Source organism: Bradyrhizobium sp., assembly GCF_049581145.1.
GTDB lineage: Bacteria > Pseudomonadota > Alphaproteobacteria > Rhizobiales > Xanthobacteraceae > Bradyrhizobium.
Genome location: NZ_JBAURI010001023.1, coordinates 1 through 2,234 on the forward strand (window position 1 = coordinate 1; position 2,234 = coordinate 2,234).

The window sequence follows — 2,234 nt, forward strand, 5'->3', positions numbered from 1 at the left end:
GGCCTGGTCTATAACACCTGGCCGGAGATCGATGGCAGCTTCATTCCAGCGGCCGCGCGGCTCTGGTACGAAACACCCTGGTGGCGCAATCTGTTCGAGAATGCGCTGACCGTGCAGTTCGAACACCGGATGACCGCTTATCTGCTGTTTGCGCTGGCGCTGCTGCACACGGTCGATGTCGTTCGTGTGCGGGCAGCGCCGGCCGCGGTCAACGGCGCGGTTTGGCTGACGGCGGCGATTGCGCTGCAGGCGACGCTCGGCATTCTCACGCTGCTCAATCAGGTGCCGATCGCGCTGGCGCTGGCGCATCAGGCCGTTGCGATCGCGGTGTTGACGCTGGCGATCTGTCAGGCCGAACGGTTCGCGCGGCGACAGGTCGAGGCCGAACCGCGACGGCTGCCGATGCCGCTCGGGCAGGTCGGCTAGCAGTACCCGTAAATGCCGCAGGCATAGGGCAGGCGAAAGAAGTAGCTTTCATAGGGCCCGCCATAATAGGCGCCCTGGTAGGAGTAATCGAAGGCGCGACCGTAATTGCCCGGCAGGGTCTGGGACCCCGGAAGCAACGGGGTTCTGGGCGCCGAAATCAGCGCATCGGAATCATCTTGCACGGCGGGCGGTGTCGCGCGCTCGATGAGAGCGGATCGGTCGTCGTCACGCGGCCGGGGAACACTGGCAGGCAGTTTCGCGCTGACATGGCGTTTGGGACGCGGGTTTGCAATCTGATCGGCAGCGGAGGCGGCGCCGCCCGCTGCGATCGTCAACAGCACCGCTATGGTCCAACGCAACATGGCTTGCTCCGAATCGTCGAGGCCTCTTTGTAGCACTCTCTGCCTGACCGTCGCCAGCAAGGGCCGCCTGCTGAGCGCCGAAACATGGTTTCCAGAGCGGATGACCGGGAAGTCAACTGCGCGCCGATGATGGCCGGAGGGCAAAACGCTTACGCCGACAGCCAGGCGCTGGCCAACCAATCGCTGGCGAGCGTGCTGCAGCTGTTGCGCTGATATCTGACGCTCGGTTCTTGAGACAGCAAAACAGGTCAGGCCGTCAATGCCTGGTCCAGATCCGCGATCAGATCGTCCTTGTCCTCGATGCCGATCGACAAGCGCACCACGTCCGGGCCCGCGCCCGACTTGATCTTGGCAGCGTCATCGAGCTGGCTGTGGGTGGTGGACGCCGGGTGAATCACCAGCGAGCGGGTGTCGCCGACATTGGCGAGATGCGAGAACAGCTTCAGGCTCGACACCAGCTTGACGCCGGCATCATATCCGCCCTTCAGGCTGAAGGTGAACACCGCGCCGGCGCCCTTGGGCGCATATTTGCGCGCCAGATTGTTGCATTTGTCGCCGGGCAGGCCGGCGTAGTTGACGGATGCCACCGCGTGATGGCCGGCAAGAAATTCCGCGACCGCCCTGGCGTTGTCGCAGTGCTTTTGCATCCGCAGCGGCAGCGTTTCGATACCGGTCAGGATCAGAAACGCGTTGAACGGCGACAGTGCGGGCCCGAGATCGCGCAGGCCGAGCACGCGGCAAGCGATCGCGAAGGCGAAATTGCCGAACGTCTCCTGCAGCCTGATGCCGTGATATTCGGGCCGCGGCTCGCTCAGCATCGGATATTTACTGTCCTTCGACCAGTCGAAGGTGCCGGCGTCAACGATCACGCCGCCGATCGAGTTGCCGTGGCCGCCCAGGAATTTCGTCAGCGAATGCACCACGATGTCGGCGCCATGGTCGATGGGACGGATCAGATAGGGGGTGGCGAGCGTATTGTCGACGATCAGCGGCACGCCGGCATTGTGCGCGACCGCCGCCACGGCCTCGATGTCGGTGACGCTGCCGCCGGGATTGGCGATCGATTCGACGAAGATCGCCTTGGTGCGCGGGCTGACCGCGGCCTCGAAGCTTGCGACATCGTCGGTGTCCGCCCACACCACGTTCCAGCCGAAACTCTTGAAGGCGTGGGTGAACTGGTTGATCGAACCGCCATAGAGTTTTCGCGCGGCGATGAATTCATCGCCCGGCATCAACAATTGCTGCAGCGTGATGACCTGCGCGGCATGTCCCGACGCAACCGACAGCGCCGCGGTGCCGCCTTCGAGCGCAGCGACGCGCTCCTCCAGCACCGCATTGGTCGGGTTTCCGATGCGGGTGTAGATGTTGCCGAACGCCTGCAGCCCAAACAACGACGCGGCATGGTCGGCGTCGTTGAATACGAATGACGTGGTCTGATAGATCGGC

Annotated in this window: 4 protein-coding genes; 2 read left to right on the forward strand and 2 right to left on the reverse strand. The window is 63.7% G+C overall.

Translation table 11 applies throughout. From position 1 onward, the window contains the following. Nucleotides 1–426 (forward strand): COX15/CtaA family protein (locus WCB02_RS33135; RefSeq protein ID WP_423965036.1); only part of this gene is annotated, 426 nt, incomplete at its 5' end. Here WCB02_RS33135 and WCB02_RS33140 read toward each other — a convergent pair. Beyond that, entirely contained in the window at nucleotides 423–788 is a 366-nt protein-coding gene (locus WCB02_RS33140) for a hypothetical protein (RefSeq protein WP_423965038.1), read from the reverse strand. The genes WCB02_RS33135 and WCB02_RS33140 overlap by 4 nt on opposite strands. A gap of 84 nt (nucleotides 789–872) precedes the next feature. Between WCB02_RS33140 and WCB02_RS33145 the strand changes: the two genes are divergently transcribed. Beyond that, a complete protein-coding gene (locus tag WCB02_RS33145) occupies nucleotides 873–1,001 on the forward strand; it encodes a hypothetical protein (protein ID WP_423965040.1) in 129 nt (42 codons plus the stop codon). A 35-nt stretch (nucleotides 1,002–1,036) separates the two neighbouring features. On the opposite strand, the gene WCB02_RS33150 is transcribed toward WCB02_RS33145, so the two are convergent. Further along, the coding region (locus WCB02_RS33150) for an O-acetylhomoserine aminocarboxypropyltransferase (protein ID WP_423965043.1) at nucleotides 1,037–2,234 on the reverse strand (1,198 nt) is incomplete at its 5' end.